General features: G+C 65.6%; 23 protein-coding genes and 2 pseudogenes. 12 read left to right on the forward strand and 13 right to left on the reverse strand.

Annotated elements, in window-relative coordinates:
- Window positions 1-9: 9 nt before the first annotated feature.
- The 3 genes from ACGFK1_RS16300 to ACGFK1_RS16310 all read right to left on the reverse strand — a co-directional run bounded on the left by ACGFK1_RS16300 (window position 10) and on the right by ACGFK1_RS16310 (window position 3899).
- Window positions 10-1761, reverse strand: coding sequence for an Hsp70 family protein (locus ACGFK1_RS16300; protein WP_393430864.1), 1752 nt, complete (start codon window positions 1759-1761; stop codon window positions 10-12).
- A 313-nt stretch (window positions 1762-2074) separates the two neighbouring features.
- The gene (locus ACGFK1_RS16305) at window positions 2075-3172 is read right to left on the reverse strand and encodes a dihydrodipicolinate reductase (RefSeq protein ID WP_393430866.1); all 1098 of its coding nucleotides are present in this window, start codon (window positions 3170-3172) and stop codon (window positions 2075-2077) included.
- On the reverse strand, window positions 3147-3899 hold the full coding sequence (locus ACGFK1_RS16310; RefSeq protein ID WP_393430869.1) for a potassium channel family protein: 753 nt from the start codon (window positions 3897-3899) through the stop codon (window positions 3147-3149). The genes ACGFK1_RS16305 and ACGFK1_RS16310 overlap by 26 nt, the downstream gene beginning before the upstream one ends.
- A 56-nt stretch (window positions 3900-3955) precedes the next feature.
- On the opposite strand from ACGFK1_RS16310, the gene ACGFK1_RS16315 reads away from it, so the two are divergent.
- Window positions 3956-4699, forward strand: coding sequence for an SDR family NAD(P)-dependent oxidoreductase (locus ACGFK1_RS16315; RefSeq protein ID WP_393430872.1), 744 nt, complete (start codon window positions 3956-3958; stop codon window positions 4697-4699).
- Between the two features lie 3 nt (window positions 4700-4702).
- Here ACGFK1_RS16315 and ACGFK1_RS16320 read toward each other — a convergent pair whose 3' ends face one another.
- Together ACGFK1_RS16320 and ACGFK1_RS16325 are read right to left on the reverse strand one after the other, a co-directional pair.
- On the reverse strand, window positions 4703-5827 hold the full coding sequence (locus tag ACGFK1_RS16320) for a DUF4185 domain-containing protein (protein ID WP_393430875.1): 1125 nt from the start codon (window positions 5825-5827) through the stop codon (window positions 4703-4705).
- A complete protein-coding gene (locus tag ACGFK1_RS16325) occupies window positions 5824-6345 on the reverse strand; it encodes a hypothetical protein (RefSeq protein ID WP_393430878.1) in 522 nt (173 codons plus the stop codon). Before ACGFK1_RS16325 ends, ACGFK1_RS16320 begins: the two co-directional genes overlap by 4 nt.
- A gap of 90 nt (window positions 6346-6435) precedes the next feature.
- Here ACGFK1_RS16325 and ACGFK1_RS16330 point away from each other — a divergent pair, with 90 nt between their 5' ends.
- From ACGFK1_RS16330 to ACGFK1_RS16355, 6 genes are all read left to right on the forward strand, one after another.
- Window positions 6436-7962, forward strand: a complete 1527-nt coding sequence (locus ACGFK1_RS16330; RefSeq protein ID WP_393430881.1) for an ABC transporter substrate-binding protein — start codon at window positions 6436-6438, stop codon at window positions 7960-7962.
- On the forward strand, window positions 7962-8927 hold the full coding sequence (locus ACGFK1_RS16335; protein ID WP_393430884.1) for an ABC transporter permease: 966 nt from the start codon (window positions 7962-7964) through the stop codon (window positions 8925-8927). The genes ACGFK1_RS16330 and ACGFK1_RS16335 overlap by 1 nt, the downstream gene beginning before the upstream one ends.
- Window positions 8924-9811: an ABC transporter permease gene (locus ACGFK1_RS16340; protein WP_393430887.1), complete on the forward strand. Its 888-nt coding sequence runs from the start codon at window positions 8924-8926 to the stop codon at window positions 9809-9811. Before ACGFK1_RS16335 ends, ACGFK1_RS16340 begins: the two co-directional genes overlap by 4 nt.
- A 13-nt stretch (window positions 9812-9824) precedes the next feature.
- A complete protein-coding gene (locus ACGFK1_RS16345) occupies window positions 9825-11432 on the forward strand; it encodes an ABC transporter ATP-binding protein (RefSeq protein WP_393430890.1) in 1608 nt (535 codons plus the stop codon).
- 29 nt (window positions 11433-11461) lie between these two features.
- On the forward strand, window positions 11462-12202 hold the full coding sequence (locus ACGFK1_RS16350) for an SDR family NAD(P)-dependent oxidoreductase (protein WP_393430893.1): 741 nt from the start codon (window positions 11462-11464) through the stop codon (window positions 12200-12202).
- 172 nt (window positions 12203-12374) lie between these two features.
- Entirely contained in the window at window positions 12375-12545 is a 171-nt protein-coding gene (locus ACGFK1_RS16355) for a hypothetical protein (RefSeq protein WP_393430896.1), read from the forward strand.
- A 59-nt stretch (window positions 12546-12604) separates the two neighbouring features.
- Here ACGFK1_RS16355 and ACGFK1_RS16360 read toward each other — a convergent pair whose 3' ends face one another.
- Entirely contained in the window at window positions 12605-14314 is a 1710-nt protein-coding gene (locus ACGFK1_RS16360) for a hypothetical protein (RefSeq protein WP_393430899.1), read from the reverse strand.
- 143 nt (window positions 14315-14457) lie between these two features.
- Between ACGFK1_RS16360 and ACGFK1_RS16365 the strand changes: the two genes are divergently transcribed.
- The gene (locus tag ACGFK1_RS16365) at window positions 14458-14793 is read left to right on the forward strand and encodes a hypothetical protein (RefSeq protein ID WP_393430902.1); all 336 of its coding nucleotides are present in this window, start codon (window positions 14458-14460) and stop codon (window positions 14791-14793) included.
- A gap of 7 nt (window positions 14794-14800) precedes the next feature.
- On the opposite strand, the gene ACGFK1_RS16370 is transcribed toward ACGFK1_RS16365, so the two are convergent.
- Window positions 14801-15211: a hypothetical protein gene (locus ACGFK1_RS16370; protein WP_393430905.1), complete on the reverse strand. Its 411-nt coding sequence runs from the start codon at window positions 15209-15211 to the stop codon at window positions 14801-14803.
- A gap of 66 nt (window positions 15212-15277) precedes the next feature.
- Between ACGFK1_RS16370 and ACGFK1_RS16375 the strand changes: the two genes are divergently transcribed.
- From ACGFK1_RS16375 to ACGFK1_RS16385, 3 genes are all read left to right on the forward strand, one after another.
- Entirely contained in the window at window positions 15278-15898 is a 621-nt protein-coding gene (locus ACGFK1_RS16375; RefSeq protein ID WP_393430908.1) for an isochorismatase family cysteine hydrolase, read from the forward strand.
- A gap of 217 nt (window positions 15899-16115) precedes the next feature.
- Complete coding sequence (locus ACGFK1_RS16380; protein WP_393430909.1) at window positions 16116-17090, forward strand: aldo/keto reductase; 975 nt, start codon at window positions 16116-16118, stop codon at window positions 17088-17090.
- A gap of 46 nt (window positions 17091-17136) precedes the next feature.
- Complete coding sequence (locus ACGFK1_RS16385; RefSeq protein WP_393430912.1) at window positions 17137-17487, forward strand: hypothetical protein; 351 nt, start codon at window positions 17137-17139, stop codon at window positions 17485-17487.
- On the opposite strand, the pseudogene ACGFK1_RS16390 reads toward ACGFK1_RS16385, so the two are convergent.
- The 5 genes and pseudogenes from ACGFK1_RS16390 to ACGFK1_RS16410 form a co-directional block, all read right to left on the reverse strand.
- Window positions 17488-18163 (reverse strand): annotated as a pseudogene (locus tag ACGFK1_RS16390) (MMPL family transporter); the annotation flags it as partial.
- 2 nt (window positions 18164-18165) lie between these two features.
- Window positions 18166-18363 (reverse strand): annotated as a pseudogene (locus tag ACGFK1_RS16395) (hypothetical protein); the annotation flags it as partial.
- Between the two features lie 22 nt (window positions 18364-18385).
- Window positions 18386-18616, reverse strand: a complete 231-nt coding sequence (locus ACGFK1_RS16400; RefSeq protein ID WP_393430915.1) for an MbtH family protein — start codon at window positions 18614-18616, stop codon at window positions 18386-18388.
- Window positions 18617-18936: 320 nt separating this feature from the next.
- A complete protein-coding gene (locus tag ACGFK1_RS16405) occupies window positions 18937-20976 on the reverse strand; it encodes an alkaline phosphatase family protein (protein WP_393430918.1) in 2040 nt (679 codons plus the stop codon).
- A gap of 181 nt (window positions 20977-21157) precedes the next feature.
- On the reverse strand, window positions 21158-21526 hold the full coding sequence (locus ACGFK1_RS16410; protein ID WP_393430921.1) for a hypothetical protein: 369 nt from the start codon (window positions 21524-21526) through the stop codon (window positions 21158-21160).
- Window positions 21527-21863: 337 nt separating this feature from the next.
- On the opposite strand from ACGFK1_RS16410, the gene ACGFK1_RS16415 reads away from it, so the two are divergent.
- Complete coding sequence (locus ACGFK1_RS16415; RefSeq protein WP_393430924.1) at window positions 21864-22169, forward strand: DUF732 domain-containing protein; 306 nt, start codon at window positions 21864-21866, stop codon at window positions 22167-22169.
- 3 nt (window positions 22170-22172) lie between these two features.
- Here ACGFK1_RS16415 and ACGFK1_RS16420 read toward each other — a convergent pair whose 3' ends face one another.
- Window positions 22173-23084, reverse strand: a complete 912-nt coding sequence (locus ACGFK1_RS16420) for an ANTAR domain-containing protein (protein ID WP_393430927.1) — start codon at window positions 23082-23084, stop codon at window positions 22173-22175.
- Between the last annotated feature and the right edge of the window lie 202 nt (window positions 23085-23286).

The raw sequence follows: 23286 nt of genomic DNA on the forward strand, positions 1-23286 counted from the left end.
CAGGCGAGCCTAGGGCTGCGGGGGTGGCGGCTGTATCGGGTTCGGGATGAACGGCAGGCCGGGAATGGTCTCGTAGGGCAGCGTCGGGATGAGTGGCGGCCGAGTCGTTGTCGGCGGAGCCTCCGAGGTCGGCGGCGGGGCCTCCGTGGTGGCGGGCGGCGGTGGCGGCGCTTCGGTCGTCTCCGGCGGCGGCGGGGCCTCCGTGGTGGCGGGCGGCGGTGGCGGCGCTTCGGTCGTCTCCGGCGGCGGCGCCTGCTCGGTGACGGTGCGGGTGCGCGGCGCCTGTGGCTGCGGCGCCGGCGCCTGGGTCGCCGGAGGTGGCGGCGCCGCGGTGGTCGTCGGGGCCGGAGTCGTGGTGACGGGGCCGGTCGTCGAGGCGGGCGACGGAGTGGAGTCGTCGCGCATCACGAACAGCACCGCGGCGGTCAACGCCGCCAACAGCGCCAGCAGGCCCGCGACCAGGACCACAGCGGGTTTGCGGTACCACGGCAGCGGCTCAGGCGCCTGGTCCCACGCCTCGTGGTCGAACTGCATCTGCGGCCGAGGGTCGGCCGGACTGTCGTAGGCATACGCATCGGAGGGCGCGACGTCGGGAACGTCGTCGGCGTCCGACCATGCCAGCGCGCGGAACGTGCTCGATTGCGGGGCGTCCTGCGCGCCGACCTCGGGGGCCATCGCGGTGGCAGCGGCGGCGGCCGCCGCGACTGCCGGCGCGACGGCCATCGATGTCGCTCCCTCGTCGACGGTGCCGCGCGCTGCCCTGAGGCCGCCACCGATCGCGGCGGTCAACTCCGGTTGCCTGGTGCTCACGACAGGCATGCGGAAGTGCTCGGACAGCGTCGTGGTGATGATCGGTATCCGAGCGCCACCGCCGGCGGTGGCGACCGCGGCCAGGTCGGCATCTCGAATTCCGTTGCGCTCCAGCGTGTCATGTACGACGGCGACGAACTCCGCGAGCGGCCCGCGGATCACTTCGTCGAGTTCGTTGCGGGTCACCCGCACGTCGCTGCGGTGCCCGGGCAATTCGGCCACCAGGGAGGTGACCGCCGCGGTGGACAGCCGCTCCTTGGCGCCGCGGCATTGCGCGCGCAACCGACTCAGTGAGCCGATCGACGACGTGCCGGACAAGTCGATGGTGCCCGCCGCGGATAGGTCGTTGATGACATGGGTCAGCAGTGCCTGGTCGATCAGATCGCCGGAGAGATCGGTGTGGCGCACGGTCGGGCCGATCGGCGCGAAGCTGTTGGCGGCGTCGACGAGCGTGATGCTGGTTCCGGTGCCGCCGAAGTCGCAGAGCGCGATCACGCCCCGAGTCGGCACGCCGGGGTCGTCCTGCAACGCGGTGAGCGCAGCCGAGGCGTCGGAAATCAGCGCGGCCTGCTGTAGTTCCGGCACACTCGCCAGAGCGGTGCGCAGCGCCTCGACCGCGCCGGGTCGCCAGTTTGTGGGATGGGTGACCGCGACCGGAGCCGATTGGCCGACGGTGTGCAGCATGGCCCGCAGCCCATCGGCGAGCACGTCGTCGGCCATGTGCGTCGAACCGTCGGCGGCCACGATCCCGACGGGATCCCCGACGCGGTCGACGAAGTCGGTGATGATCAGGCCGCGCTCGGTGAGGTTGGGGTTCTCGCTCGGCACGCCGACCTCGGGCGGCCGGTGGCCGTACAACGTCACCACCGCAGACCGCCGTACCGCGGTGCGGCCCACTACGACGGCCGCCAGGTTGGTGGCACCAACCGACAGCCCTACCCCGTCAGACATGTCACTCCGTCTCGATGAAACCCCATCGGTAGTCCATCTTGGCCGACGCCACCATTGTTACTAGCTACGGAGTCCGCCAAAGTTATCCCCAGGTGCAAATTCATCCACAGGTTGGGTGGGTTTTGCGGGGCCTTCGCTGCCGCACGACACACCCTGATGTGCCCGGCTCACAACCAGCCTGGGCAATTCGAACAGTGCTCACCCGGCCCGCTTACACCTCTCGGCAATCCGCCATCCAGACGGACCGTCAATCCGCTCGGTACGGCGAAAAGTGCCGGCAGGCGAGCACACGAGCGAAGCAACGCGCCGACCACTAGCGAATGGTGCCCACTCCCGGGATCAAAGGCAGATCCAGCGCCGTCACCCAGCCCGGCGATAGATCATTGACGGCGGGAACCGCGTTCAGCGCGCGCAATCCGGTCGCCAGGCAGCCGGCCGCCGCCGAATCGCGGCCGGAGCCGTCGGTGAATCGGAACGCGGTCTCCTGAAAGATGCTCGGCGTGCCCTCGATGTCCACGCGGTAGACGTCGTCCTCGGTGCCCGACGGCCAGTCCGGTGCGGCGTCGGCGCCGATCCTGTTGACGTGCTCCAGCTGGATACGCGTCTCACCCTGATACACGCCGTTTATGGTGAACCGCACGGCGGCGACGTTTCCCGGCTCGATGATGCCCTTTGCGGACTTGCGCTCGGTGGGCGTCACCCACTTGTCCCACGTGGTGGTGATCTCGTCGAGCATGATGCCTGCCGCGTGCGCGATCATCGGAACCGTTGCACCCCAAGCGAATACCAGAATGTCCTTGTTCTCCAGCAGCGGCCGGTACTCGGGCGGCTTGCCGATGCCCATCTCGAATTCGTAGTCGCCCTCGTAGTTGGTGTAGTCCAGCAGTTCGGACGCGCGCACCTTGCGGACCTCCGAGCACAGGCCCATCAGCGTCATCGGGAACAGGTCGTTGGCGAAGCCCGGGTCGATGCCGGTGGTGAAGCAGGACGACTCACCGAGTTCACACGCTTCGGTGATCGGCTCGATCCAATTCGGTGGATTCAAATGCATGCTCGGCCACACCCACGGCGTCATAGCGGTCGAGACCACGTCGATCCCGGCCCGCAGGAAGCGGGTGATCAGCGCAATATTGTCGTCGGCGTGCGCCGCCGTGGGGCCGTAGTGCACCAGTGCATCCGGTTTCAGCGCGATCAGCGCGTCGACGTCGTCGGTAGCAACCAGCCCGAGTTTCTCTCCGAGAGAACATATTTCGCCGACGTCGCGGCCAACCTTGTCCGGGTTGCTGACCCCAACGCCAACCAGTTCGAAAAGTGGGTGCTTGACTACCTCGGGGATCACCATCCGGCCGACGAATCCGGTGCCCCAGACGACTACCCGCTTCTTGTCAGATTGCTTCACGGCCTTCACCATAGGCGGGCTTGTCCTCGTCGGTGAGCAAGTTCGACAGCCGACGGATCTCATCGCGGAGTTCCTCGATCTGGGCCCGCGTGGCCACCTCGTCGGCGGTGTCCTCCTCGGCCACCCGCTGCACGATCCACGACGCCAACGTCGCGGTCACCGAACCCACAAGCGCGATGCCGCCGATCATCAACGCGACGGCGACCAACTTGCCCATCGGTGTGACAGGCGACTTGTCGCCGTACCCGACTGTGGTCACCGTCGTGACGGCCCACCACATGGCGTCGCCGAGATTGCGGATGTCGGACTCGGGCAGGGTGCCCTCGACGTCGAGAACCGCCAGGGATGCCGCGTAGACGATCACCACCGCACCCACCGCGGTGTAGACGATCACTTTCCCCCGGATGGTGTGGCCGACGGCCCGCTGCAGCGCGTTCACCACGACGGCGAGGCTCAACAGCCGAAGCGGACGAAGGAACGGCAACACGATGACCGGCAGCTCCCACAGGTGCCTGATGAACCACTTGCCGCGAGGCTCCGCCAGGTAGAACCGTGCGAGGTAGTCGACAACGAACAGGCAGTAGACGATCAACAGCCCGATATCGACGGCCTTGTCGACCCCGCCGTGCGGCCGAACCAACACCTTCACCGAATACAGCGCCAAAAACACCAGCGCGACGCCGGCCAAAGGCCGGTCCGTTCGCTGGTCCCAGCGTTCGAGTCGGGTGTGCTCGGTCATCAACGGGTGACACTAGCGCCGGGAATGTTCAGCGCGCGACTTGCCTTAAGGTATGCATGACTGAATCACTCGCAGGACGTCGGGCACTGGTCACCGGCGGATCACGCGGCATCGGGGCCGAAATCGTCCGACGACTGGCCTCCGAGGGCGCCGCGGTGGCGTTCACCTACGGTGCGTCGGCCGAACAGGCCGAAAAGTTGGTCGCCCAAGTAGCCGAATCCGGTGGAACGGCCGTCGCGATCCAGGCCGACAGCACCGATGCCGAGCAGGTCTCACGGTCGGTCGACGACGCCGTCGCACAACTCGGCGGCCTGGACATCTTGGTGAACAACGCCGGCGTGGCTGCCGTCGGCGAGACGGAGACGTTTCCGCTCGAAGAGTTCGACCGGCTGGTGGCTGTCAACGTTCGCGCCGTTTTCGTCGCAATCCAACGTGCGCTGCCTCATCTCGGCGACGGCGGCCGGATCATCAACATCGGCAGCATCAACGCCGACCGAGTGCCCGTGCCAGGCCTATCCGTGTACGCGATGACCAAGGGCGCCGTCGCGAGTCTCACCCTGGGGCTGGCCCGTGAGCTAGGACCACGCGGCATCACCGTCAACAATGTTCAACCGGGACCGATCGCCACCGATATGAATCCCGAAGACGGCGGCTTCGCCGACTGGGCACGACCGATGACATCGCTTGGCCGGTACGGCAATACCAGCGACATTGCTGGTGTGGTCAGTTTCCTCGCCGGGCCGGAAGCGTCGTTCGTGACGGGTGCCAATTGGAACGTCGACGGCGGCTTCACCGCCTGAGGCTCACAGGTTGATCGGATCGGGCGGTCCGATCGTTTTCGTGGTGTCTCTCAACGCCGCCTTGAATTGCATTGCGCGATAAGGCCATCCCGTGGCGGTGTGCCACTGCGACACCATCAAACCGAAGCCGCCCCGGATGTCGAACCGTGACCCTGGTAGCACGTAGCCGCCGTACAGCTGCGCGACGCGGTTCTTGGTGTGGTCTTCATCCTGCCACGACGAACCCTTCACCGGGAGTTGAAGTTCGGTCGTGTGCATATTGGCAACAGGTGAATCGACCACCCGGTAGCCGAGTGCGTATTCGGAGGCCAGGAAGCCGCCGAGAACCCACTTGCCTTGCGCCATCCGGCGAAACGTCAACTCGCCCCACTTCTCGCGCTCGGGGGTGATGGGAGTCGCGGGTTGCCCCCATGCCCAGCTCTCGTCGGCGTAACCCCAACTGACGTACTGCGACCGCTGGCCGATGTGCGCAGGACGAACCCGCATCAACACGATGCCCTTGTCGCGTTGAAAACCCGTGGCCGCCACGTACACCCACCCGTCGTCGGGTTCGTAGTCCCACGACCAGCATTGCGCGAATCCGTCGTGCCAGTCGGCGGGGAACTTGGCGTCTGAGCCCATATGCGACCACGACACGCCGCTGTCGTCGGACCGCCAGATTTCGGTCCACACCACATTGCCAAATCCGCGATTGACGATGGCGTGCAAGTACATTGAGTCGCCGACGGTCAGCAGGTCCGACGGAATCACCGTGCTGATGCCGCCCCGGGTCCAGCCGGTGGCCGCGTCGTCGTGGACGTAGTGCCACAACTGGCGGGCATAGTTTGGGTCCTCGCCCCCGGCCCGCTCGTAGACGATTTCGTGGTCGGCGTCCCCGGCGCCGATCAGCACGACGGGCGATCGCCAATCACCCTGTCCGACCTTGCGTCCGGAGAAGGTGTCGCCGAACACGGACACCAGCTTGCCGTTGGGCGCAATCGCCGAGGCCCCGAGGTCGGTACACGTGACGCCGAAGCGCGACGTCAGCCCAGGGCCGGTCAAGTCGACCACCTTGCCGTTGAGCAGTGGGACGGCGGCCGCGGGCTGTAGGCCTTGGCCCGCCCGTCCGCCGACGCCTGGGCCCGTCACTGGCAGATGCGCAGCCCAGCAGGCTCGCAGTACAGCGGGTATTGCTCGTTCGGGATGGGCAGCGGGCCCTTGTAGGACATGGTGAACGGAATGTTGATGATCCCCGGCGCCAGGCCGCACACGTCGGTGTGGCTGATTGAGCGGGTGCCGGTCATGGTGCGGTCGTCGAATCTCAGCGTCTCCACCACGGGCGCCCAACTGCCGTCGGGGCACTGCATGCCCTCCTTCTTGGGCGTCACCCACTGCCACACGCCACCGGACAGGGTGGCGTCACCGCCGGTGAGACCTGACGACGGGGACATGTGCAGCCGGCACGCGACCGGCAAGTTCAGCGGTTCGCGCAGGTCGCCGACGACCGGCACGCAGGACGGCCAGATCTCATACGTGCCGCTGTCGCCCTGTTCGGGGGTGTACTCGTAGACACCCTGGAGCACCTGGTCAGCATGCGCAGGCCCGGTCAACCCGAGGCCGGCTGAGCAAAGAAGGACAAGTGCTGCGAGCCCGCCGATGATTCTCACGCGGCTGAGTATCTCAGCGACCACTCGGCAAAGTCACGGTTTGCGGCGTCATCGGGTTTTGGGGGCCCCTTCGTCGGGGTAAAGATCGGCGTGCGGGTTTTGACCGCTCTCGGCATTGTCGTGTGGGTAGTTGCCGCTCTGACCGGCTGTTCGACAGGTTCTCGGGTCGATCTCGGCGACGATTCGGCAGGCAACCTCGTCGCGGCGATCGCGGGCGAGCCGGATCAGCTCGACCCGCAGAAGACCAGCGCCTACTTCTCGTTCGAGGTGCTGGAGAATGTGTTCGACACCCTGGTGGCGCCCGACGCGAACCTGGAGATGCGGCCGGCGCTCGCCGAATCATGGGACGTCAGCCCCGACCAATTGGCGTGGACGTTTCATCTGCGCCGTGGCGTGACGTTCCACGACGGCAGCCCGTTCACCGCCGACGATGTCGTGTACTCCTATCGCCGCATCATCGACCAGAAGCTGGCCAACGCCGACAAGTTCAGCGCGGTCACCGGTGTCACCGCGCTCGACCCGGTGACCGTACGGATCACGCTCAAGCAGCCGACACCGAACCTGCTGACCAACCTCGGCGGTTTCAAGGGGGTGGCGATCGTGCAGCGCCGCAATGTGGAGAGCGGCCAGATCGCCACGCACCCGGTGGGCACGGGCCCGTTTGCGTTCGTGAGCCAGAAGAGCGGTGACTCGATCACGCTGAAGGCGAACCCCACCTACTGGGCTGGGGCGCCAAAGGTTTCGGGTATCACTTTCCGATTCATCTCCGAAGCGTCCACAGCGTTGTCGGCGCTGCAAGCCGGTGAGGTCGACTGGACGGACTCCATTCCGCCGCAGCGTGTCACGGCCTTGAAGGACGACGACTCCATCACCTTGGCCGCGACGCCGAGCAACGACTACTGGTATCTGGCCCTCAACGAGGCGCGCCCGCCGTGGAACGACGTACGTGTCAGGCAGGCCATCGCCTACGCCATCGACAGGGACGCCATCGTGCAGACGACCAGTTACGGCACGGCCGTTGCCAACCAACTGGCGATACCAAAGGGCAATCCGTGGTACACGCGGTACGACAGATACCGCTACGACATCAACACAGCGAAGAGCTTGATGACCGAGGCCGGCGCCGACCCGAAGAGTCTCGATATGTTGGTCACCACCGAGTACCCCGAGACGGTGACCGCGGCGCAGGTCATCGCGGATAACCTTGCACCGCTTGGCATCACGGTGAACATCCGCACGGTCGACTTCGCCACCTGGCTCGACGAGCAGAACAACGGCCACTTCGACATGTTGATGATGGGATGGCTGGGCAACATCGACCCCGACGACTTCTACTATGCACAGCACCACACCGACGGCAGCAGCAATGCGCAGAAGTTCTCGAACCCCGAGGTCGACCGACTGCTCGACGCAGGAAGGGTCGAAACGAACCGCGACGCCCGCGCAGCCGACTACGCGAAGGCGGCGACGATCATCGCCGATCAGGTCAGCTACCTGTACCTGTACAACCCGTCGGTGATCCAGGCCTGGACGACGCGACTGTCGGGCTACGAGGCGCGCAGGGACGGCGCAGTCCGGTTCGCCACTGCGGCCCTCACACCCGGTGGGGCCGAGTGATGACAGTTTTCACCCATCCAGTCACGCGTTTCATCGCCCGGCGGCTGCTCTATTCGGTTGTCGTCTTGTTCGGTGTGCTGGTCGTGGTGTTCGCGATTGTGCACCTTGTGCCAGGTGATCCGGTCCGCATCGCGCTCGGCACGCGCTACACCCCCGAGGCATACCAGGCCCTGCGCTCGGCGAGCGGCCTTGACCGCCCGATCGTCGAGCAGTTCTTCAGCTACATCGGTTCGGCACTCACCGGAAACCTCGGCGTCAGCTTCCGTAACGGCGACCCGGTAACGGTGACTCTGCTGGAGCGGTTGCCCGCGACGGTGTCACTTGGCCTGGTGGGCATCGTGATTGCGTTGGTGATCGCGCTGCCCGCAGGCATCTGGTCGGCGTTGCGGGAAGGCCGGGTGTCGGATGCGATCGTGCGCATCACCAGCCAATTCGGGGTATCGGTCCCCGACTTCTGGTTGGGCATCCTGTTGATCGCACTCTTCGCCACCACGTTGGGTTGGCTGCCAACGTCCGGGTACCGCCCACTGTTCGACGACCCCGCGGGCTGGTTGCGCCACATCGTATTGCCCGGGCTTACAGTCGGTTTGGTGGCTGGGGCGATCATGACGCGCTATGTGCGGGCCGCGGTGCTGGAGGTCGCGTCGATGAGTTACGTTCGCACCGCCAGGTCGAAGGGGTTGCCGCCGCGGGTGGTGACGTTTCGGCACACCGTCCGCAACGCGCTCGTCCCGGTGTTGACGATCACCGGGATTCAGCTCGCGACGATCCTCGGCGGTGTGATCGTGGTCGAAGTGGTGTTCGCCTGGCCGGGCCTTGGCCGGTTGGTGTACAACGCTGTCGCCGCCCGCGACTATCCGGTGATCCAGGGCGCGGTGCTGTTGATCGCCGCGCTGTTCCTGCTCATCAATCTGGTGGTGGACATGCTTTATGCGGTGGTCGATCCAAGGATTCGGTTGGCATGACGACAGCCACCGAGTCGACCCGGGTCGCGTCCTGGCGGCTGTTGTCGCGCAATCCCGTCACCGTCGTCAGCGCTGTCGTGCTTGGCGTTGTCGTCGTCGTCGCGGTGGCAGCCGATTGGATCGCTCCGTCCGGCGTCAACGACGTCGATGTCCCGAATGCGCTGCAGCCACCGAACGGTCAGCATTGGTTCGGCACCGACGAATTGGGGCGCGACATTTTGTCGCGGGTGTTGGTGGCGATTCAGGCGTCGATGCGGGTGGCCGTCGTCAGTGTGGCGTTCGCGGTGGTCGTCGGAGTCACGGTCGGCGTCATCGCCGGCTACCGGGGCGGCTGGGTGGACACCGTGTTCATGCGGGTCGTCGACGTGATGTTCGCTTTTCCGGTCCTGCTTCTGGCGCTGGCCGTCGTCGCGATCCTCGGGCCGGGCACCACGACGACCATCCTGGCGATCGGCATCGTCTACACGCCGATCTTCGCGCGCGTCGCACGCGCAAGCACGCTGGGTGTCCGCGTCGAACCATACGTCCAGATGTCGCGGGCGATGGGCACCGGCAGTCTGTATATCCTTGGCCGCCACGTGATTCCGAACATCGCAGGACCGCTGATCGTGCAGACCTCGCTGTCGCTGGCGTTCGCGATTCTGTCCGAAGCGGCGCTGTCCTTCCTCGGACTCGGCATCCAACCGCCGCAGCCGTCCCTGGGCCGGATGATCTTCGACTCACAGGGGTTCGTCACGATGGCGTGGTGGATGGCGGTGTTCCCCGGCGCGGCGATCTTCGTGATCGTGCTGGCGTTCAACCTGGTCGGCGACGGGTTGCGCGACGTGCTGGACCCCAAGCAGCGCAGCATGATCGAGGCCCGCGCACGCGAGGAGCGAAAATGACCAGGGGCAAGCGGTGAGTGATCCTACGCTGAGCGTGCGCGGTCTGCGGGTGTGTATCGGTGACCGCCGGGTGGTTCGCGGTGTCGGCTTCGAGGTGCACCGCGAGCAGACACTCGGCATTGTCGGCGAGTCGGGGTCGGGTAAAACGATGACCGCGCTCGCGGCGACCGGCCTGCTCGACACCCCTGGTGCCGTCGTCGACGGAAGCAGCAGGCTGGCAGGCGAGACCGAGTTGGTCGGCGCGTCCGCCCGGTTGCTGCGCAGCGTGCACGGCGGCCGGATCGGATTCGTGTTCCAGGATCCGGGCACGTCGTTGAATCCGTTACTCACGCTCGATCGTCAGATCACCGAATCGCTTGAGACACATCGCAAAATGACCCGGCGCCAGGCGCAAGCGCGCGCGCTGGAACTACTCGAAGCGGTCGGCCTCCCGGATCCACAGAACCGGTTGCACGCATACCCCCATCAGCTGTCGGGCGGACAGCGGCAGCGGGTGATGGTCGCGATCGCGTTGGCCTGCGACCCGGAACTGCTGATCGCCGACGAGCCGACCACGTCGCTGGATGTCACGACGCAGGCGCAGATCATCGAGTTGGTCCGCAACCTGCAGCGCGATTTCGGCACTGCGGTGGTGTGGATCAGCCACGACCTGGGGGTGATCGGGCAGATCGCCGACGACGTGACCGTCCTGCGTGACGGTGAAACCGTCGAGCAGGCACCGATTCTCGACGTCTTCGATCGGCCGCAGCAGGACTACACGCGTGAACTGCTGCGTGCCCGGCCGCTGGTCGGCCGGGCCGAACCGGCTCCCGCGCCCGACGATGCCCAGGTGCTGCTGCGTGTCGACGGTGTCGATGTGCGGTTCCCGGTCACCACACCGGTCGGCAGATCCACCGTGCACGCCGTGAAGCATCTGTCGTTCGAGGTTCGGCGCGGCACGACGCTGGGCCTGGTCGGCGAGTCGGGTTCGGGCAAGTCGACCGTCGCCGCCACGCTGACGGGGCTGATCCGGCCGGCCGACGGCACCGCGCAGTTGGACGGTGTCGAGGTGTTCGGCGTACGCGGTAAGGCGGAAAAGGCGCTGCGGCGCAGGATCGGTCTGGTCTTTCAGGATCCGTTCTCGTCGCTGAACCCCCGGGTGCGGGTGCAGACCGCGATCGAGGAACCGCTGCGGGTGCACCGGCTCGCCGAGGGCAAGGCCGGCCGGCTGAACCGGGTCGCCGAGTTGCTCGAATTAGTCGGCTTGCCAACGCCGTTCGCCTCCCGCTACCCGCACGAACTGTCGGGCGGTCAGCGGCAGCGAGTCAGCATCGCCCGCGCGCTGGCCGCCGAGCCGGATCTGTTGATTCTCGACGAAGCCACTGCGTCGCTGGACGTTTCGGTGCAGGCCCACATTCTCGACTTGCTCACCCGCCTGCAGCGGGAACTCGGACTGACGTGTCTGTTCATCGGTCACGACTTGGCGGTCATCCAGCAGATGAGCCATGACGTGTTGGTCATGCGCGACGGCGAAGCGGTGGAGTACCGGCCCGCCGCGCAATTGTTCGCCGATCCCGAGCACGAGTACACCCGCGCATTGTTGGCGGCGGTGCCGCCCGCCCGGCCGCGGGCTGCCGTCTGACCCGCGGCGGTCCGTGAGAAGGTCTTGCCATGACACAACTGGATGGCAAGGTCGCGTTGGTCACTGGGGCGTCGGCGGGTTTGGGTGCAGTCACCGCACAGCTGTTCGCCGAACGCGGCGCTTCTGTGTTCGGCATCGCGCGTGACGCCGACCGGATGGCGGCGGTGTTCGAACAGGTGCCTGGCGGCAGGTACTCGTCGGTGGACATCGCCGATCCCGCCGCGTGCAGGCGGGCTGTCGCCGATTGTGTCGCACAATTCGGCAGGCTCGACATCCTGGCCAACATCGCGGGCTTTCATCAGATGCGGCACACGCCGACGATGACCGACGAGGAGTGGGACCGCGACCTCGCGGTGAACCTGAACGGGCCGTTCTACCTGTGCCGCGCCGCGCTTCCTCACCTGCTCGAGACGGGCGGCAACATCGTCAACGTGTCGTCGATCGCGGGCGTCGAGGGTGAGGTCTATTCGGCGGGTTACTGCTCGGCCAAGCACGGGCTGATCGGGTTGACCCGCGCGCTCGCCGTCGAATTCACCAAGGAGAAGCTGCGGGTCAACGCGGTGTGCCCCGGCGGCATGCCGACTGCACAGTCGACGGAGTTCCAGGCGCCGGAGAACGCCGACTGGAATCTGATCCTGCGTATCGCCTCTCCTCGCGGCTTCATGGAAACCGTCGACGTCGCCAAAGCGATCGCATTCTTGGCCAGTGACGACGCTGCGGCCATCCATGGCGCGGTGTACCGCGTCGACAACGGCAAGGGCGCGGGCTAGCGGTTTGGCGCACATTATGCGTTTGCTGTGACGGGTGTCACCGCTCCGAGTGGTCGATTCCTGCCAACCGGCGATCAATTACTGCCACCGGAATTAAACCCCTGACCTCGCTGTTTACGCAATCAGACCGGTGAGAACAACCTCCCGGCGGGCATCGAAAAAGGACGAGACAATGAAGAAGTTCGGGTTTGCCACCATGATCGCTAGCGGTCTGGCCGCCGCGGTGCTCGGGCTGGCTGGTCCGGCCCAGGCTGACATCGGCCACCACGGTTGGGTCGACAACATCACCCAGCCGCAGGTGAGCGTGCCGCAGGTTGACACCAGCGTGCACCAGAGCCGCTGACACAGACACACGAAGAGGGGCACCCGTCACGGGTGCCCCTCTTTCGTTGTGCGGTCTTGCTAATGCTGTGGCCGCCGGCGGCCCAGGAAGAACGCCAGGCCGATCGCTCCGAAGCCGAGCGCCATAGTGACCCCTGCCGCGACGTACAGGAAGATGTCCCGGCCGGTCATGCCCGACGGCGATTCATCCGAAGCCAACCTCAGCTGGTAGTCGCCGGGCAGCGGAGCCTCCTGCGGATCGTCGAGACCCGGGAACTGCTGGGTCCGATGAACCTCGAATTGCCGCTCCCCGGTTGAGTTCTGGGTCCAGACGCCCCACGCCGGCGTCGCGCCGTCGAGCAGCACCTTGCGTTCGCCAAAGCGCGGATCGTCCCCGACGTCGATGACACGCCGCACGCGGAACGGCTCGTACCTGGCGTTCGAGTAGTTCACGAACACCGGAACGTTGTCGTAGCGCAGCACCGGTGGCGGAGGCGGTGGCAGCGGAAGCCCGAGGGCCGGGACGTAGCCGCCACCGAAGAACGAGCCGACCGCCACGTTGAGAGCGGTGTTCACCGCAGCGTTTGCGATGTTGGCCGCGGTATCGACGACAGCGGTGAAGCTGTAGGCCGCGAACTGAGCCACCTCGAGCACGGCGCGCGCCAGTGGCGGGATCCACACGATCCGTGGCACGTTCTGGTAGACGTACACGATCCGCACCCGTTCGTGATACGGGTTGATGATGATCGGCCGGTAGTACTCGTCGTACTGCACCCAGTCCGGACGCCATTGCCTGACAGGGCGATCGAAGACACGGCTACTGGCCAGCCTCGTGTCGACCTTCGCGTTCGCGTCGACGCCTAGCGGTCCTTTCACGCCGAGGTCGAGGCCGATCGACTTGGCCATCGCGTCGACATCCTGCTTGGGTGCCGGATCCGCTTTCACCTCAACCGGTTTGGCGTTGCGCGCCAGCTCGACATCGGCTTTCGGCGCGTCGAGTGTCTGGGGTTGCGACATCTCGATGACCTTGGCGGCCTTGGTGACCGAGACAGTCGGTTCACCAGACGTCACCGCCGCGCTCGACGTCTGCTCAGCGTCCACCTTCGGCTCGCCGGGCTTGTGCTCGCTGCCCGGCTTCTGCTCGGTGCTGGGTGCCGACGTCGCGATGCTGGCCGCGGGCACATCGTCCATCGCCGAACTCGGGGCGACGAGCACAGGCGCCGCGCTGGTCGCCGCCGGGGCGGATGCGGCCGTCGTCGCCTCCGTCGCGGCGCTGGGCTCCGCCGACCGCACCGCAGTGGTCGGCGCCGCCGGTGCCTCCGACGGCGGCGGCGTCACGGCACGCGGTGCCTGTGACTCGACCTTCGGCGCGGCCGGGGTCGCCGTCGCCGACGGGCCAGGCTCGACGGCGGTGACCACGGGTGCGGTGGTCGTCTGGGTGACCGGCGGGGCGGTCGGCGCGACAGGCTCGACCGGGTCGACCGGTTCGACCGGTTCGACCACCTGGCGAGTCTGCTGCGGCGCGGGCGTGTCGACACTTGGGGCGGCGGGAGCCGCCTCTTGCGCCTTCGGCGGTGCCTGCTGAGCGGGCGGTTCGGCCTCCTCAGCGATGGGCGCCTTCGGTGCCTTCGAGTGCGGTGCAGGGGCGGTGGTCGTGACAATCTGATCGGTGTCCGGTTTGGCGAACGCCGGTGCGATTCCTCCGGTTAGCGCCGTGAGCGAAATCACCATGCCCGACGCCAGAACGGCGACAACGCCTCTCTTAGCGCAGGTTTCAAGCGGTGCACGCATTGTGCATCGACTCCTTCAATGATGCGTAGCCGACTCCCCCAACGCTGGGCCTGGTCCAGCAGTTGCTACGGCTCTGCTGGTTCATCGGCGGTTTGCCGGAACTGTTACAGCGGGCGGTTCATCATGGGAGCAGGAGGATCGCGATGTCGATCAAGTCGGGCATGCTCACCTGGGCCCTCATGCTGGCCGCGGTCGGTGCTGCGCCCATCGCGAACGCGGATCCGGTGTGGCCGGTCGCCGGCGCCCAGGACGCCAGCGCCACGATCGACGACCTACAGAGCCAGGGATACGACGTTGCGATCAATTGGGTGAGCGGCACCCCTTCAGTTCCGCTGAACCGCTGCAAGGTCACCGCGATTCACAATCCCAATCACGCGCCGCCGACCGAGAACACGTGGGCGGTGGTCTACGTCGACGTCTCGTGTCCGAATCCGAACGACGACTATTGGGGCGGCTTCGGCGTCGGGATCGGCTTCTGAAGGCGCGTCAGATTCTGGTCAGTGTGAAGAACACCGGTTGCGAGTAACCCGGCGCAAGTCCCCATTGGCATCCCACGGCGGGGTCCGTCGTCAAGAAGGTGCCTTCCCGCCCGGGCACGTCGACCTTGAATGTGACCGTTCCCGGCAGTACCCCGTCGTTGTTGCACTTCGTCCCGTCCGGCAGGTCGACAACGAAGCGCCACCCGTCGCCCCACCGGTGCGCATCCGCCGACCATCCGCTGCTGTCCGATACCCGGGCGCAGCCGGGCCCGCACGAGGTGACGACCCATGTGGACGTCATCCCGGGGCCATTCGGAATGAAGGTGCCGCTGAAATCCTCGGCGTGCGCTGGCGCCGCGACGCCGAGCGCAGTGCCGGTGAGCATGACGGCTACTGCGATCCGCGCGGTGACGTTCATTCTGCCTCCCGTTCGCTGATGGCGTAGAACCATTATTTGCCGACATCGCCGAGCACGGGAGGGCAAATGGCCGACGTGACGTACGAAAAGGACATCACCGGCCTGGTGGTGATCGATCCCTACAACGACTTCATCTCCGATGGCGGGAAAGTATGGGATCGGTTGAAGGGCGTCGCGGAGGCCGTCGGTTGCGTCCCCAACATGCTGGAAGTGCTCGATACGGCGCGAAGGGCAGGCATTCGGGTCTTCTACGCGCTGCACCACCGCTATCGTCCCGGCGACTACGAGACGTGGACTTACATCGCCCCGATTCAGCGGGCGGCGTGGCACCGCAAGACCTTCGAGGACGGCACCTGGGGTGGTGAGCTTCGCCGCGGATTCGAGCCGCAACCGGGTGACGTGGTGGCCCAGGAACATTGGTGTTCAAGCGGTTTCGCCAACACCGATCTCGACGTTCTGCTGAAGAAGCACGGCATCCACAAATTGATCGTCATCGGTCTGATCGCGCACACTTGCGTCGAGGCGACCGTGCGGTTCGCCGCCGAAATCGGCTATGAAGTCACGATGGTCAGGGATGCGACGGCGGATTACTCCGATGAGGAGATGCACGCCGCGCTCGATGTGAACATGCCGAACTACGCCACCGCGGTGGTGACCACAAGTGAGATCGTGCGGGCCATTTCCTGAGGTCTTCACCGCGCGTATGCGCGCGATGAAAAGGCCGCGAGCGGCGTTCCCCCCGTCGCCGCTCGCGGCCGAAGCTCACGCGGTTTGGTCCTGATTGGCCGGAAGCGGCGTCCCCCGCGTCCGCCGCTTCCGGCCCTCACCCATGAGCATCGTTGCGTTCGGCCATATCGGCACGAGTAGTCGACTACTCGAATTTCGGAGTAACTACGGTGGGCCTATGAAGTACATCGATGTCGCCGGAGTGGGCCGGGTCAGCCGAATCGGCGTTGGCACCTGGCAGTTCGGCTCGAGCGAATGGGGCTATGGGGACAGCTACGCCTCCGGTGTGGCCAGAGACATCGTGCAACGCGCCCTGGCCCTCGGGGTGACGCTGTTCGACACCGCCGAGGTGTACGGGAAGGGCAGAAGTGAGCGCATCCTCGGCGAGGCACTCGACGATCAACGGTCATCGGTTGCGTTGGCCAGCAAGATCTTCCCGATTGCGCCGTTCCCACCGGTGGTCAAGCATCGGGCGCGGGCCAGCGCTCGACGGCTCCAGGTCGACAGGATCCCGCTGTACCAGATCCATCAACCCAACCCCGTCGTGCCCGACTCGGTGATCATGCCGGGCATGCGCAGCCTGCTCGACAGCGGCGACATCGGGGCGGCGGGTGTCTCCAACTACTCGCTGGGGCGGTGGCAGAAGGCCGACGCCGCGCTCGGACGGCCGGTGATCAGCAACCAGGTGGAGTTCTCGCTGGCCCGCCCAGGCGCGCTCGAGGATCTGGTGCCGTTCGCCGAGCGGGAGAACCGCGTGGTGATCGCCTACAGCCCGTTGGCGCAGGGTCTCCTCGGCGGCAAGTACGGGGTCGACAACCGTCCGCCCGGCGCCGCGCGGGCAATGAACTCGCTGTTCGGCACCGAGAATCTGCGCCGGGTCGAACCGCTGCTGCGGACGCTTCGTGACGTGGCCTCCGAGGTCGGCGCCAAGCCCGCTCAGGTGGCGCTGGCCTGGTTGATCAGCCTGCCGAACGTGGTCGCAATTCCGGGCGCGTCCAGCGTTGAGCAACTCGAGTTCAACGTCGCCGCCGCTGATATCGAGCTGAGTGCGGCGTCCCGCGACGCGCTCACTGACGCCGCCCGCGCCTTCCGGCCGGTGTCCACCCGCCGGTCCCTCGTCGACCGGGTGCGGGAGAAGGTTGGTCTCGGGTAGCCCGGAGTTGGGATCGGTAGCCGGATGCGCCGGGTGAACTCGGCGCATGACCAACAACAAGGCAATCGCAATCGTCCTCGGCGCCGCCACCGCGCTGTTCACCATCTCGCTCATCGTTCGGTTCGTCATACTGAGCACGTACGGCGTCTCGGGCAGCTGGATCTACTTCAGCCTGCCGTTCGGCGGGATCGGCCTCTTCGTGCTGCTGCTGAAGTTCGGGCTGCTCAACTTCGCCGAGCGGTCGCGGCCCACCATTCAGCCGCCGCAATACCACACCGGCACGCCGGCCTCGCCGGTCTCTGCACACCTGCAACAACTCGACGGCATGCGCTCGAGCGGCGCCCTCTCCGAGGCCGATTACAACGCCAAGCGCCAACAGATCATCTCCGCCATCTGACTAACCACTCTGACCGAACAACACACGGCGCCAGAGCCTCCGCCAGTTCACGGTGGAGGCGCGGTCGTGCATGCGGGCCAACGGTTTCGGCGCCCACCAGTTGTACCGGCCGAGCCACTGCATCATCGCAGGCATCAACAGCAGCCGCACCAGGGTGGCGTCGACCAGCACGGCCACCGTCAAGCCGAACCCGAACAACCGCATCAATGCCACCCGCGCGGCCATCAGCGCGGCGAACGAGATCACCATGATCAGCGCAGCGGCTGTGATCACCCGCCCAGTGCGGGACAGCCCGAGTGCGACGCTTTCGCTGTCGGCGGTCGGCCCGCGGTCCGACGCCAGCCAGAATTCTCGAATCCGAGAAATCAAAAGGACTTCATAGTCCATCGACAGACCACAAGCGATGCAGAACAACAAGACCGGTAGTTGCACACCGAGAGTCCCTGTCGCCGCGGTACCCAATCCGCCGAGGTGGCCCTGCTGGAACACCCACACCACACACCAGCGCGCCGAACGCCGCAGTGAGCGACAAGACGTTCATCACCACGGCCTCGACGGGCAGCACCACACTGCCCGTCAGAAGAAAGACCAACACCAGCGTGATGATCGCGATGATGGTGAGGACCTGTGGCAAGTGCGAGGAGATGGCCTGCATGCTGTCCCGATTGCCTTGCGCCACAGGCGCTCGGTTAGCGCGGCACGCGCTGCTGCCGGATCGACCGCACCGCTGATCACCTCAGTCACGTAACCCACCAGGCGCGTATCGCCAGGGCGATCCTCCCTGACGATGACAACTGCCTGAGCCACCCCGTCCAGACCGGCTAGTGCTGCTGTGACTTCCCCAAGGTCGATGCGATGCCCACGAATCGTGACATGCTGAGCAGCCAGCCCAGACGGCTTAGGATTCAGAGCCCGCTCCCTGAGCCAGCCTCTCGCGCAGACTCTTCGGCCGGATGTCGGGCCAGTTCTGGTCGATGTAGTCGAGGCATTCGGCCCTGGTCGCTTCACCGTGAACCGCCCGCCATCCGGCCGGAATCTCAGCAAACGTGGGCCAGAGGCTGTGCTGCTCCTCGTCGTTGACCAAAACGAAGAAGCTACCGGTATCGTCCTCGAACGGATTTGTACTCACGCGTTCTCCTAATTCCCTACTAGAGATGGGTCAACGACCAGGACCAGCGAGCACGGCGCCGTTCGCGTAGTAGGTTGTCGTTTCCAAATCACGGACCGGCGACGTCAAGATGGCATCGGTGACCCGCGGCTCGCGGGCTAAATCGACGTGCCGATCGAACGTCCTTGGCGTCATGCTCTTTCCTTCGAAAGCCACTGCCCTCAGCGGCCGTTGTGCGTCAATCCCACAGGGCGGGCGCGCCTACCGATCCCAACAATGCGTCGCCGGGTGCGGCACGCGGCGAGCGTCATCCGGCGGTGTTGTGTGTCAGCGGAACTCGGTCAGCTGGCGAGGCACGCCGCCGCTGCCGGCGTTCCTTCACCGCAGTCGAGCGTGGTCGACTGATCGGGAATGAATGACGACGCGGGCGGCGGAGGCAGCAGCGGGAAGATGCTGGCGCCGTGCACACCTGTCAAGAAGGCCACTATCTGGGCGGGCACATTCGTCACCACGTAGAGGATGTCGCCGATGGGCGCGGGCAGGTCCGCGTCCTGAACGAAGAAGGGAATGAACGCGAAGATCGTGCGCGCACTCAGCGCCACGTTGGTGAAGAAGTCGGGAGCGTGATTGGAGGCGAGCTGCGCCTTGAGCGCGTCCTGCAGGTCCATTCGATCACCTGGGTCCACACCGGTTCCCAGCGACGTCAGGGGCAGGCCGTCGAAGTTGCGGCGCAGCGGTGCGTCGAACAGATCCAGCACCGTTGGTGTGACATCGACGATCTGGTAGTCGGTGTTGATGTCTCCGTCGCCGAAATCAGGGCCCCGGGCGATCACGAATGTTGCTGTCTCGTCGGGTGATTGGAAGCCATGGCCGAAACCCTGCTGCGGCTGATGGCCATGGTCGGTCACCACGATGACGGTCCATTTCTCACCGGTCGCGGTCTCGCGCGCGGTGACCGCCTCCATGATGGCGCCGAGGTTGTCGTCGGTGCGTTGAATGGCTTCCTTGTATTGCTCCGACGCCCCGCCGAACATGTGCCCGTTCTCGTCTACCTGGACCAGATAGGTGAACAGGAATTCCGGTACGTCCTCATAGCCGGGCTCGGTGCCCCTGATCGACTTGACGGCTTCGGCGGTCACTGCGGCATCGGTTGCCGACCAGTTGGTGTCGCCGGGTAGCTGCGCGACGTAGTGGACGTCGTCGGCACCGACTCCGGATGCGGCGATCGCGGCAATCACAGCCCAGTCGGCGATGGCCTTGGTGTCGATGGCCGAGTTGTACGTCTCGAGTTGGGTGAACACCGTGGGCCACTTGTCGTAGGTCCACGGCGTGTACACGTTGTTGATCACACCGGTCTTGTTGTCCCATGCACCGGTCAAGATCGCCGTCCACGACGGGTTCGAGATCGTCGTGTGCCCGACGATGCTCGGCGCGGAATTCGTGCTGTCATCCATCAGGTCGAAGAAGTTCTCATTGGTGGGGTCTGCCATCACCCTGGACAGGTTGGTGCCGTCGATGCCGATCACCAGCACATGCTGATCGGGTTCGACCGGGTCGAGCAGGGTGGTGGGCTGTTGAGCCGCCAGCGGAGAGGTGCGCCGAAACAGGTTTCGTTCCAATTCGTCCCGCACCGCGGACACCATCGCCCACAACACGGGTACTTGCAGCGGCGAGCCCGTGCCCCAGCTCAGCAGGGGCTGCAGCGCGGCTGCCACCACGTCCGACACGACGCTGATCAGCGTCGGACGCGGCAGCGGCACTGCCGGTGCCGCGTCCGAGGAGAGCGTCGTGAATGTGGTCGCGGTGAACTTACCCGGGTCGTTTACGGGCGGCGCCGAGAATGTCCTCACCGGTGCGTCGGCGACCGGTGTCTGCACCTTCTGACGGGTGACGCGGGCGGTCGAGGTGAGCGAAGGAACCGAAGTCACCACGCCGGCGACGGGGGTCGGGCTCGGTAACGGTTTCGATGCCTTGTGGGCGCCGGAGTTCTCCGTCACCGGCTCGTGGTTGTCGTCCTCACCGGCAGGCGAGGTCTCAGCGGTTGGAGTTTGCCCGGCGTCGTCGTCGTTGCCCTCGTTGGCGGCCGCAGATGTACCGTCAGCGTCAGTGGACGGCTTCGGGTCGGCTGCCGGCCCCTTGTCGTCATCGCCGGATTCCGTCGCGGCGGCCGCCGGTGTCTTCTTCTTCTTCTTGGGAGCGGTCTTCGGCGGTGAGGTGGATGTATCGGTGGCCGACGACGTGGTCGTCTCGGAGGTGTCACCGGACGACGCCGGATCCGCCGGGCCGGCATACGCGATGCCCGGGGTTGTCGCCACGGCTACCCCGACGCCGAGCGTCACCGCTAATGCGCCAACTCGACCGATGTGCTTCGCGCAACCCACGGCGATTCCTCTCCTCGACTCCGGCAAAGGCGGACGCGGCGTAAGTTACGCCGTTCACACAGCTGGTTGACAGGAATCGACGGATTGCTGGCAAGCCCAGCACGGTCGGAACCGGACCGTGCGCAATCAGTTCGGCCCGCCACCCGGGGAGGGTTGGTGGCGGGCCGACTGATCGCGGAGGTCAGGGCTGTTTCGAGAAGACAGGGAGCTTGGCGCCGCCGAGCACCGGCAGCCGGCCCGGGTCGCTCACTTTGCCTCCGCCATCGACTGTGCCGACGCCGCCCACCTGGCCACGCAGCGGTGCGGTCGTGATCGTGATCTTTCCGCCGCGGCAGCTGACGATCTTGCCGTCGACGAACACGTCCTGGCCGTCGTCGATCGGGATGTCGTAGCCGTCCTTGTCGGTGTAGGTGCACCCGCCGCCGCCCGGGGTGGGCTCGTTGTCGACGGCGAACGCGGTGGCGGGGGCCATGGCGAGAATGCCGAATGCGCCAAGGACGGTCGCCGCGTACTTGAGGCCGGTCAGCTTGCGAGCCTGTGAAGTGGTCATTGTTGTTTCCTCTCGGGAGTTCGGGTCGGTGTCGTGATGTTGTTGAGAGGAATACTGCTGATCAGATGGAGCATTCGTAATCGCCCGGGAGCCAGATTCCACTGCGCAGCGGGGAAGAATTTCCTATCCGCGAGGTAAGCGCCGCACGGCGAGCGATTCAGACTCAAGTACGAGTGCCGTCGCGTCAACAACTCGAAAGCCGTTGCTGCGAACGAGGATGCGTGATGGGAGAACCGGTCAGCATGGTCGCGGCGAGGTAACGCCGCTGTCTCGAATTGCACTGCTCACTGCGTGCCGGCTGTCGCGTTCGGGTAATCGGCGGTAGGAAGGACTCACAATGGCCGTGTTCACGAAAATCAGTTTGTTGTGGGTGGCGATCGCCTGCGCACTCATCGGCGCGCCCGTCGCCGTCGCTTCTCCCGAAACCGACTTCTGCCGGAGCATGGCCGGCGTTGGATTCACCGGCGACTGCGCCACGATGACCGCCCTCGCCAGGGACGTGTGCACCGAGTACGACCGCGGCGTCGATCTGGGCACTGTGCTGCAGAAGCTGGACTCTTCGACCAAGAACGAGAACTTGTCGAATTACATCATCGCGGGCGCCAAGCTGTACTTCTGTCCTGAGCGGGCCGCAACGACCTGAGGACTATTGCCGGTTCGGTGGGGCCGCCGCGACGAGTCTGCGAGCGATCTCGGCGACGCGGGTGTTTGACTGCTGCGACAGCTGCCGGAGCAAGTTGAAGGCCTCATCGGAACTGATCTGATGTCGCTCCATCAACATGCCTTTGGCCTGACCGATGATGTCGCGTGAGCCCAGCGCCTCGCGAAGTTGACTCTCGCGGCGAAGCGCGTCCCACGCCAGGCTGGCGTGGGTGGCGTACACGAATCCCAGGCGTTCCGCGTCGGCGTCGAAGGCGTCTGGCTGGTCGGCGTACAAACTCAGCGCACCCAAGACGTGTTGGTCAACCACCAGCGGGTAGCTCAACGTGGACCGAACTGCAGTGTGGGCCAACGCCTCCCGTTGATAGTCCGGCCATCGATTGTCAGTGGTCAGGTCGTCGACGCGCACGGTGTTGCGGTCCCGGAGCGCGTCGACGCAGGGCCCTTCCTGATACCGCCGCTGGATAAGGTCCAGTAGTTCGGAACAGCCGCCGACGGTGCTTCCGGTTCCCATCCGACTACGACCGTCGGTGGCAGTGATGCCGGCGTACTGCGCGCCCGACACGGTCTGAACGGCGATCGTCGCGAGGTCGTCGAGCATCTTGCCGATCGGGGTGGCGCCCCGACTGCGGACTTCGCGGATGGAATCCGCCATGCGGACGTAAACGTCATGGGCAGAACATCCGGTCGTCGACGATAAAGCCGGCCGAATTCCGGCGCGCACCTCACCGTCGGAATCCGGCGCGGAGTGTTCGTTGATGAGTCGACAAGCCACATCGGTGACCGGCAGTCGGTCCCTGGCAGCGAAACGGGCCAACAGGTCATGAGCTGCGTCCGCATCCATCTCGTAGCGCCGCGTCAGGAACTCAACGGCGACTGTGACCATGTCCACCGTCATCTCGCCTCGCGGGATGCCGCGACATGTGGGTGTGGGCGCGCTCCCATCGTCACCACTTCCTGTACCGATTTCCGCTACCACCGGGCGTCAACAGAATCTGTGGCTTACAATATAGATTTTTGTATAGCACCGCATCAGCACTTGTACAAGAACACCGGCAGATGTTTACTTGTGCTCGCCAGAAGATTGCCGTTGTCAGCTG

This window comes from Mycobacterium sp. NPDC048908 (genome assembly GCF_043197955.1).
In the GTDB taxonomy this organism is placed as follows: Bacteria; Actinomycetota; Actinomycetes; order Mycobacteriales; family Mycobacteriaceae; genus Mycobacterium.

What these genes read in the sequence shown, in the direction of transcription:
- ACGFK1_RS16300 (WP_393430864.1), bottom strand. Translation starts at nt 1,761, where the DNA reads ATGTCTGACGGGGTAGGGCTGTCGGTTGGTGCCACCAACCTGGCGGCC.
- ACGFK1_RS16305 (WP_393430866.1), bottom strand. Translation starts at nt 3,172, where the DNA reads ATGGTGAAGGCCGTGAAGCAATCTGACAAGAAGCGGGTAGTCGTCTGG.
- ACGFK1_RS16310 (WP_393430869.1), bottom strand. Translation starts at nt 3,899, where the DNA reads ATGACCGAGCACACCCGACTCGAACGCTGGGACCAGCGAACGGACCGG.
- ACGFK1_RS16315 (WP_393430872.1), top strand. Translation starts at nt 3,956, where the DNA reads ATGACTGAATCACTCGCAGGACGTCGGGCACTGGTCACCGGCGGATCA.
- ACGFK1_RS16335 (WP_393430884.1), top strand. Translation starts at nt 7,962, where the DNA reads ATGACAGTTTTCACCCATCCAGTCACGCGTTTCATCGCCCGGCGGCTG.
- ACGFK1_RS16340 (WP_393430887.1), top strand. Translation starts at nt 8,924, where the DNA reads ATGACGACAGCCACCGAGTCGACCCGGGTCGCGTCCTGGCGGCTGTTG.
- ACGFK1_RS16350 (WP_393430893.1), top strand. Translation starts at nt 11,462, where the DNA reads ATGACACAACTGGATGGCAAGGTCGCGTTGGTCACTGGGGCGTCGGCG.
- ACGFK1_RS16355 (WP_393430896.1), top strand. Translation starts at nt 12,375, where the DNA reads ATGAAGAAGTTCGGGTTTGCCACCATGATCGCTAGCGGTCTGGCCGCC.
- ACGFK1_RS16360 (WP_393430899.1), bottom strand. Translation starts at nt 14,314, where the DNA reads ATGCGTGCACCGCTTGAAACCTGCGCTAAGAGAGGCGTTGTCGCCGTT.
- ACGFK1_RS16365 (WP_393430902.1), top strand. Translation starts at nt 14,458, where the DNA reads ATGTCGATCAAGTCGGGCATGCTCACCTGGGCCCTCATGCTGGCCGCG.
- ACGFK1_RS16370 (WP_393430905.1), bottom strand. Translation starts at nt 15,211, where the DNA reads ATGAACGTCACCGCGCGGATCGCAGTAGCCGTCATGCTCACCGGCACT.
- ACGFK1_RS16375 (WP_393430908.1), top strand. Translation starts at nt 15,278, where the DNA reads ATGGCCGACGTGACGTACGAAAAGGACATCACCGGCCTGGTGGTGATC.
- ACGFK1_RS16380 (WP_393430909.1), top strand. Translation starts at nt 16,116, where the DNA reads ATGAAGTACATCGATGTCGCCGGAGTGGGCCGGGTCAGCCGAATCGGC.
- ACGFK1_RS16385 (WP_393430912.1), top strand. Translation starts at nt 17,137, where the DNA reads ATGACCAACAACAAGGCAATCGCAATCGTCCTCGGCGCCGCCACCGCG.
- ACGFK1_RS16410 (WP_393430921.1), bottom strand. Translation starts at nt 21,526, where the DNA reads ATGACCACTTCACAGGCTCGCAAGCTGACCGGCCTCAAGTACGCGGCG.
- ACGFK1_RS16415 (WP_393430924.1), top strand. Translation starts at nt 21,864, where the DNA reads ATGGCCGTGTTCACGAAAATCAGTTTGTTGTGGGTGGCGATCGCCTGC.
- ACGFK1_RS16420 (WP_393430927.1), bottom strand. Translation starts at nt 23,084, where the DNA reads ATGACGGTGGACATGGTCACAGTCGCCGTTGAGTTCCTGACGCGGCGC.